Genomic DNA, 8,190 nt, shown 5'->3' with positions numbered 1-8,190 from the left:
GAAATAGTTCCGCCAGGATTCGAAAGTTTCTCTTCTTCGCACTGGATACCCTTCTGAAATCATTCACACATGAGAATTTCGGGGAGGGCTTCATGGCATCCGTTAACGCCGCAACTTGGATCGGGTCGATTTCCGTTCTGTTATGGGGCACTTTGGCATTGCTGACCAAGCTTTCCGGTGGCGAGATTCCAGAGTTTCAGCTCATGGCCATGACCTTCGGCATCGCTTTCCTGTTGATGTGCGGCCGTTGGATCTTCTCGGGGCATTCCGGTGTGCGTTATTTACGGCAATCGCCACTTGCATGGTGCATCGGCGTCGTTGGCTTGTTCGGTTATCACTTTGCCTACTTCAAGGCTATGACACTGGCCCCCGCCGTCGAAGTCAGCCTTCTTGCTTACCTCTGGCCGCTGCTGATCGTCCTATTGTCGGCCTTCCTGCCGGGCGAGAAACTACGAGCTCAGTACATCGTTGGGGCCCTGGTTGCCCTGGCAGGTTGCTGTTTGTTGATCAGCCGCAATGCCGATGGATTTGCCTGGGAGAACCTGCCGGGTTACCTGGTGGCTCTGTCCTGTGCTCTGATCTGGTCATCTTATTCCGTTCTTAGCAGACTGGTTCGCTCGGTACCAACCGATGCCGTGGGCTGGTTCTGCGGTGTTACGGCCATTCTGGCGTTGGTCTGCCACCTTTTGTGGGAGGAAACGGTATGGCCAGAAGGCGCACTTCAATGGATTGGCGTGGTGGGGCTCGGCCTCGGACCGGTGGGCATAGCATTCTTCACTTGGGACCATGGTGTAAAGCACGGAAATATCCAGTTACTGGGAACCCTGGCATACAGTGCGCCACTGATTTCAGTGATCCTGTTGATTCTTGCCGGATACGGCGAGGCTACGGTTGCCGTGTTGAGTGCCAGCATCCTGATTGTCATTGGTTCTTTGATCGCGGGTCGTGCGAAGAGCCGGACGGTCGCCGAGCTAGAATTGTTAACAGACTAACTACGTCGAAGGAGCAATAAGATGATTACTTGGGACGATTTCGAGAAGGTTGAACTGCGGATCGGGACCATCATTGAAGTGAAGGATTTTCCCGAGGCACGCAAGCCTGCTTATAAATTGCGAGTGGATTTCGGGTCGGACATTGGTATTCGTAAATCGAGCGCACAGCTTACGGACCTCTATGGCAAGGAGGAGCTCGTTGGCAAACAGGTTCTTGCCGTTACCAATTTCCCCCCCAAACAGATCGGACCATTTTTGTCGGAGTGCCTGGTCACCGGCGTGCAAACGGAGAAGGGCGCAGTTACCCTGGTAAGACCGGACGCGCAGGTGGATAACGGAGAACGCTTGTTCTGAGTTTCGGCGGCTTCCACATCGCGGGCCAATCGGTATGCGAGTCCAAGTGCAGGTGATAAACGGGACAAAATCTTTTGTGCTGGCAATGGTGAGCGGGAAGCTCACCATTGCAGTGCTCCAATACATCTTCCTCCGATTCGCTGCTCCAAAATAGCCGCAAAGCTCCGCGTAATCGTCTAATGGAAATGTTCGCTTTGCGACCGTTGCGGCTACTTTATGGGATGGTTACACAGACGCCCAAGGTAGCCCGAGCCGATTCATTGAGGAGGAGGGAGCTGTGTGTGTACGATGAAAATTGTCATCAAACCCAAAATTCTAGCCGAATTTGGTACGCAGTGGGTGAAGATATACCGTTGAGAATTTTACTCGGTATCGGGGCCCGTGGAGGCACTTATTCATATCCGTTCTTTCTACGGGAAACAAATACTAAATCGTTGTTGGTTAAAGGTATGGTCGGACCCTTTTGAGTACTTATGAAATTGTCAGTCAAATATTGATGATGTATGCGGGGAAGGCAAAAACTGAAAATTGGGACAATCTTGGGACATAAAAAAATCAGCCACCGCTAAGTGACTGATTCTTTTATAAGGAATTGGTCGGGACGGTAGGATTTGAACCTACGACCCCTTGCACCCCATGCAAGTGCGCTACCAAGCTGCGCTACGCCCCGATACGCTAATTACTATCTTTTCAAAGCTCGGCTTTGATGACGTGCGCCAAAGAGACTTAAAGAGGAATCTCAGTGGCTTAGCGGGAGCGAAGTCTACACTAGCCCGGAATGAAAATAAACAGGCATTGCATAAATCGCATCTGGATTTCTAGCGTAGCTTGGTTTCCCGGAGCTGTTGCACGAACTCCGGCGGATCAAAGCTATCCGGATTCGATGCAGCCCAGTATTTATCGAAGACTGCCATGCCGGTTTTGCCTTCTAGCAGCGCCCCGGGTGCCAGGAATGGAAACAGGTCGATGTATGAGTGCACCCTCGTTTTGGATACCCGGCGGACAATGTGCTCGGGCCCCAGCTCGCCAGGGTGGCGCAGACCTGACGCTTGCAGCATATTTTGCAGCGCATCCAGGGTGTTTTTATGAAAGTTGTATACCCTCTTGCTTTTATCTTCTACGTCTAGCTTGCTGCTTCGTCTGGGGTCTTGAGTGGCGACACCGCTGGGGCAACGACCGGTATGGCAATTCAGGGCCTGGATGCAGCCTAGCGAAAACATGTAGCCACGGGCGGAGTTGCACCAGTCTGCGCCCAAGGCCAGAGTGCGCGCGATATTGAAGGCAGACGTGATTTTTCCGGCTGCCCCAATGGCGATGTCTTCCCTGAGGTTGGTGCCCACCAATGTGTTATGCACCAGAAGGAGCGCCTCTGTCAGGGGCGTGCCTATACGATTGATGAACTCCAGTGGCGCAGCACCGGTGCCGCCTTCGCCGCCGTCTATAACGATGAAATCGGGTTTGCGCCCGGTCTCCAGCATGGCTTTAACAATGGCAAACCACTCCCATGGGTGCCCGATAGCCAGTTTGAAGCCTACCGGTTTGCCTCCAGACAGTTCGCGGAGCTGGTCCAGAAATTCAAGCATTTCGATGGGTGTTGAAAAGGCTGAATGTTCGGCGGGCGAAATGCAGTCCTCACCTACGGAAACGCCTCGGGCTTCTGCGATCTCCTGTGTCACTTTCGCGCCAGGGAGAATGCCACCGTGACCAGGTTTTGCACCTTGAGATAGTTTGACCTCTATCATTTTTACTTGATCGAGCGTCGCATTAAGTGCGAACTGGTCAGGGCTGAATGAGCCATCCTTGTTCCGGCAGCCGAAGTAGCCAGAACCGATCTCCCAGACCAGATCGCCCCCGGGCGCTTTATGATAGCGGGAGATAGAGCCTTCGCCTGTGTCGTGGTAGAAGTCGCCCATTTTTGCGCCTGTGTTCAGGCTCAGAATTGCATTTGCCGAAAGCGAGCCAAAGCTCATGGCAGAGATATTGAAAACACTTGCGCTGTAGGGCTTGGCGCAGCGCGAGCCAATCTGAACCCGGAAGTTGCTATCGGCGATTTTTGAAGGCTTCAGTGAGTGGTTTATCCATTCAAAGCCATCTTCATACATTTTCAGCTGGGAGCCAAAAGGGCGCTTGTCGAGCACGTTTTTAGCTCGCTGATAGATGAGTGCGCGTTGGTCCCTTGAAAACGGCTGCTCATCATTATCGGACTGGATGAAGTACTGGCGAATCTCGGGCCCTATGGATTCGAACAGGTAGCGAAAGTGCACCATGATGGGGTAGTTGCGGCTGATGGTGTGCTTCTTTTGCAGTAAGTCGTAGGTTCCAAGAATGGTCAGGGCACCGAAGATGCCGGGGAAAATGTAACCCGCTTGAAAATGCAGGCTCAGGGCCAGCGAGACAATGAAACCTGAAATACTCAAAACGTAAGCTGAGTACCGCATCGGGAACGTGGTTGTTTTTTCCATGAATTTCTCACTCGGCTCAGTAAATGCTGGGAAGGATTTGCACCATTCGATTGGCATCCAGTATATCGATGCGGTGGGTAACTTATAGTTGGTTGTTTAAGTTTCTTCTTTAAAACTCCGTGTTTGGTCTATGCTGAAAAGGGTATTGAGAGCGCTTTGATGTTTTGAGCTCAAAACATTAATATGGCGCGCCTGTAACATTTGAATCCAGATTATGACGAATTTCGGATACTAAATTCAAAAATCAGGAGGCGCCATCACGTGGGCGACGTAGTTAAAGACGAATATCAAACGGATTACGTAGCCGGCCAGGATAACGTACGACCATTCGGGCTGGATCTGCATGCACCGGTATTTCCGATTACGGCGATATTGGTTGTGCTGTTTGTAGTGGGGACACTCATGTTCCCCACAGCGGCTAATGAGCTGCTGGTTGGTACAAAAGACAGCATCATCGAAAACTTCGATTGGTTCTTTTTGCTAAGCGCCAACGTATTTGTAGTTGTGTGTATTGCACTGATCTTTATGCCGGTGGGTAAGATCCGTTTGGGCGGTATGGATGCCAAGCCTGATTTTTCTACCATCTCCTGGTTTTCAATGCTGTTTGCAGCAGGCATGGGCATTGGCCTGATGTTCTGGGCTGTGGCCGAGCCAGTCGCTTATTACACTGACTGGTTTGGCACGCCGTTTGGAGTGGAAGCAAACACGCCGGAAGCGCGTAAGCTGGCCATGGGCGGCACTATGTACCATTGGGGTCTTCACCCTTGGGCCGTGTACTCCATTGTTGCGCTTTCCCTGGCCTTCTTTGCGTACAACAAGAACATGCCGCTGACCATTCGTTCCGCATTTTTCCCTCTTTTAAAAGACAAGGTGTGGGGCTGGCCTGGGCATATCATCGATACCTTGGCGGTTGTCGCCACTATATTTGGCTTGGCAACGTCGCTTGGCTTTGGTGCACAGCAAGCCGCTTCCGGCCTTAACTACTTGTTTGGTATGGGCTCCGGTATCAACGTTCAAATGGCGATTATTGTGGGCGTAACCGCTGTCGCGTTGTTGTCGGTTCTGCGTGGCCTCGACGGCGGCGTAAAAGTGCTGAGTAACATCAACATGGCGCTGGCGGGCATTCTTTTGTTCTTCGTTATTTTTGCCGGCCCCACCATGAGTATTCTGGAAAACCTTTGGGCAACCAGCTCCAGTTATGTGAGTAATGTCGTAGCTTTCAGTAACCCATTTGGCCGTGACGATGAGGCCTGGATGCGTGGCTGGACTGTGTTTTATTGGGCATGGTGGATTTCCTGGTCACCATTCGTAGGTATGTTTATCGCACGTGTTTCGAAAGGCCGCACGGTTCGTGAATTTGTAACGGCAGTTCTGATCATCCCTACGGTTATTACCGCAGCGTGGATGAGCTCCTTTGGTGGTGCGGCGCTTGAGCAGATTGATCAGGGCATTGGCGCGCTGGCAGAAGATGGCATCACAGAAGTGTCCCTGGCGATGTTTCAGATGTTTGCCAACCTTCCGCTGACTGAGATCCTGTCGTTTGTTGGCATTGTGCTGGTGTTGGTGTTCTTTATCACCTCATCGGATTCAGGCTCGCTGGTTATCGACAGCATCACGGCGGGTGGTAAAACCGACGCACCTACCGCGCAGCGCGTATTTTGGGTGATTATGGAAGGTGCCATTGCAGCGGCACTGATCTTCGGTGGCGGCGCGGATGCGCTGAGCGCTATCCAGGCGTCTGCAGTGAGTGCGGGCCTACCGTTCACCGTGATCCTTCTGATCATGACTTGGGGCTTGTTGAAAGGCCTGGCTCATGAGCGCAAGTTGTTGATTGCACGAGGTGAGATGTCATAGGAAGTGACGCATAAAAAAACGGAGCCAAGGCTCCGTTTTTTTATGTTCGTTATGTTCAGCTCAAAGGCTTGCGAAGTTTTTCATAGCGTAGTTCGCGCGCTCACCGGGTGTGAAGTGAGGACGCTTGAGACGCTCAACAGCGCGCAGCCTGGGTAGCAAGCCGCGGCCGTTGGCCATCTGGATAGCCAAGCCTGGCCGTGCATTCAGTTCTAAAAGCTGTGGGCCATGCTGAGCGTCCACTACAAGGTCAACGCCCATGTAGCCCAGCCCTGTTGCCTCGAAGCAGCGTGAAGCCATCTCCAGCATTTCATCCCAAGCTTCAATTTGGATGTTTTCGAGGGGTAAGCCAGTATCGGGGTGCAGTGTAATGGGACGGTTGAATTGCACCGCGTTCAGGCTTTTTCCTGTACCCAGATCCAATCCTACACCCACTGCACCTTGGTGCAGGTTTGCTTTGCCATCCGAGTCGGTTGTTGCAAGACGTAGCATAGCCATCACCGGGTAGCCCTGGAATACGATTATGCGTATGTCAGGTACGCCTTGGTGTGAATAGCGAGCCAGCGATGGGGCAGATTCCACCAGATCTTCAACAATCGCTACATCCGGCGTACCCGCAAGTGAGTATAGGCCAGCCAGAATGTTGGTTAGGTGCCGCTCAAGTACCGAGGCGCCCACTCGTGCACCGGATGCCTTTACAAAGCTATCTCCGTCCCGGCCAGTGATTACCGTAATGCCTTTGCCGCCAGATCCCTTTGCAGGCTTGATGGCGAAACCTGCAAGCCCTTCCGCCATTTCCCGGAAGCGAGAGATTTCGTGTTGCTGCTTTACAACCTGCAACAGCTTTGGCGTTTTCACATCATACTCGGCAACCGCCAGCTTCGTTTTGAGTTTGTTGTCTACCAGCGGATAGGACGAGCGCTCGTTATAGCGGGCAATGTAGTCAACGTTGCGCCGGTTCATGTTCAGCATGCCCAAACGGTTCAGTGCGCGCGGAGAGATCCAGTCCATATCAGTCGTAGACCTTCATTGGAGTAAAGCGTCTGAGTTCGCTGAGTTTGTAACCGGTATATTGGCCCATCAAGAGAATCAGTCCCAAAATCGAAAAGTGCAGTTCCGGGAAGTTGAATGTCAGGTGGCCCGCCAAGGGCGCACTCATCAGTAAGTAGGCGCAAATAGCAACAAACAGACTGCCAGAGCCTTGAACCAGAACCTCCTGGCCGCCTTCCTCTTCCCAGAGAATGGACATGCGCTCGATAGTCCAGGCGATGATGACCATCGGGAAGAAGGTTACCGTCATGCCTGTGTTAAAGCCCATCTGATAACCGAAGATACTGAGGCCGGCAGTTATGAAGATAACAAGGATGATCAGGGCTGATATGCGTGATACCAGAAGCAAGTTCAAACTGGATAGATAGCCGCGCATTGCCAGGCCAATGGCAACCACTGAGAGGAAAGCCACGAGGCCAGGGACTAGGGTGGTTTGAACAAAGGCAACTGCTATCAACACCGGCATGAACGTGCCGGATGTGCGAATGCCGATAACAATACGCATAAACGCAACAACAAGCGCCCCGAGCGGCAGCAGCAGAAGCATGCGGAACATGCTCTGCTCTTCAATAGGGAGTTCGTAGAAACTCAGGAAGCCCAAGCCATTGCCATCGGATTGCATGGCTGAAAGTTGAAGCGCCGGGATGGTTTGCCGAAGTATGGAGAAACTGATTTCGGAATTGTCACCGCCAACAACATCGAGCAAGGATTCAGAGCCCTGCCGCCAGAGCAGGAGGTCTTCGGGGATACCCTGGGCGGCAGTTTTCGGGTTCAAAGTAAGCCATTTTTCGCCGTTATATATCTGTAGGAAAGGCGTGAGCTGCTGCCGGCGCCGGGCATCCTCAAGCTTCAGGCCATCAGCCGTGCGAGCAGGAATTCCAGAATGGTTAAGCATGTTAACCAGCAGTTGCAGATAGTTTTCTTCCGACACGAGAAGTGTTGTGTTTTGAACGCGGGTATCTGGTTGCATCAGCCGGATCAGCTCTCGCGTCATGCTCTCTGGTGTACTTGAGCGTGCTTCTGCTTGGGCCAGAATTTCCCGCACAGCGGTGGCTTGGGGTTCTTCCCAGAACAATCTACGGGTTTTTGGTGGCTGGGCAGGCGGAGTTTGCTCTGCGCCCGGGTCGGGTATGAACTGTGCTTTGAAGTACAAGGTCTGAGGGCCTGCCACTTCGCGCTTTGTCCACTCAGCGCGCCGGCTGCCAGCTTTATCTATAATTGAAAATCCGTACCCCGGGGATGCCGCTTGCTCAGTCAGAATGCGAAATCCGGGGGGGTGCTCGGGCACATTCAAACTTGCCACAATTGGTTGATTTGACCCATTAAAGTCAACCCGGGCCTCAACCATCCAGACCGGATGCTGTTCCCCGGTAAGCCAGGGAATCCCGAGTTCTGCGTGGCGCCAAATGGCAAGTGAAATACCTGCTGTAATAAGCAGGAAGACAGCAATATAAAATGGTAGGCGGGAGGGGCTATTCACG

6 protein-coding genes and 1 tRNA gene are annotated in these 8,190 nt (G+C 52.5%); 3 read left to right on the top strand and 4 right to left on the bottom strand.

Annotated elements, in window-relative coordinates:
- Both yddG and RG807_RS17260 read left to right on the top strand, forming a co-directional pair.
- Positions 1-992, top strand: a 992-nt coding sequence (yddG, locus tag RG807_RS17265; protein WP_494337502.1) for an aromatic amino acid exporter YddG, incomplete at its 5' end; no start/stop codon positions are given.
- 21 nt (positions 993-1,013) lie between these two features.
- Positions 1,014-1,346, top strand: a complete 333-nt coding sequence (locus RG807_RS17260) for a tRNA-binding protein (RefSeq protein WP_309045992.1) — start codon at positions 1,014-1,016, stop codon at positions 1,344-1,346.
- 593 nt (positions 1,347-1,939) lie between these two features.
- Here the strand turns inward: RG807_RS17260 and RG807_RS17255 are convergent.
- Positions 1,940-2,016: transfer RNA gene (locus RG807_RS17255), tRNA-Pro, on the bottom strand.
- A 148-nt stretch (positions 2,017-2,164) separates the two neighbouring features.
- The gene (locus RG807_RS17250; RefSeq protein WP_309045991.1) at positions 2,165-3,808 is read right to left on the bottom strand and encodes an FMN-binding glutamate synthase family protein; all 1,644 of its coding nucleotides are present in this window, start codon (positions 3,806-3,808) and stop codon (positions 2,165-2,167) included.
- Between the two features lie 261 nt (positions 3,809-4,069).
- Between RG807_RS17250 and RG807_RS17245 the strand changes: the two genes are divergently transcribed.
- A complete protein-coding gene (locus tag RG807_RS17245; RefSeq protein ID WP_309045990.1) occupies positions 4,070-5,662 on the top strand; it encodes a BCCT family transporter in 1,593 nt (530 codons plus the stop codon).
- A 60-nt stretch (positions 5,663-5,722) separates the two neighbouring features.
- Here RG807_RS17245 and RG807_RS17240 read toward each other — a convergent pair whose 3' ends face one another.
- Together RG807_RS17240 and RG807_RS17235 are read right to left on the bottom strand one after the other, a co-directional pair.
- Positions 5,723-6,670 carry an alpha-L-glutamate ligase-like protein gene (locus RG807_RS17240; protein WP_309045989.1) on the bottom strand — a complete coding sequence of 316 codons (948 nt, stop codon included), beginning with the start codon at positions 6,668-6,670 and terminating at the stop codon, positions 5,723-5,725.
- 1 nt (position 6,671) lies between these two features.
- A complete protein-coding gene (locus tag RG807_RS17235) occupies positions 6,672-8,189 on the bottom strand; it encodes an inactive transglutaminase family protein (RefSeq protein WP_309045988.1) in 1,518 nt (505 codons plus the stop codon).
- Position 8,190 lies beyond the last annotated feature (1 nt).

Source organism: Marinobacter sediminicola (assembly GCF_031157525.1).
Classification (GTDB): Bacteria; Pseudomonadota; Gammaproteobacteria; order Pseudomonadales; family Oleiphilaceae; genus Marinobacter; species Marinobacter sediminicola.
Note: the sequence above shows the minus strand (reverse complement) of the source record. Positions and strands in the feature narration are given on the sequence as shown.

Coding starts and splice junctions, on each gene's coding strand:
- RG807_RS17260 (WP_309045992.1), top strand. CDS start 1,014: ATGATTACTTGGGACGATTTCGAGAAGGTTGAACTGCGGATCGGGACC.
- RG807_RS17250 (WP_309045991.1), bottom strand. CDS start 3,808: ATGGAAAAAACAACCACGTTCCCGATGCGGTACTCAGCTTACGTTTTG.
- RG807_RS17240 (WP_309045989.1), bottom strand. CDS start 6,670: ATGGACTGGATCTCTCCGCGCGCACTGAACCGTTTGGGCATGCTGAAC.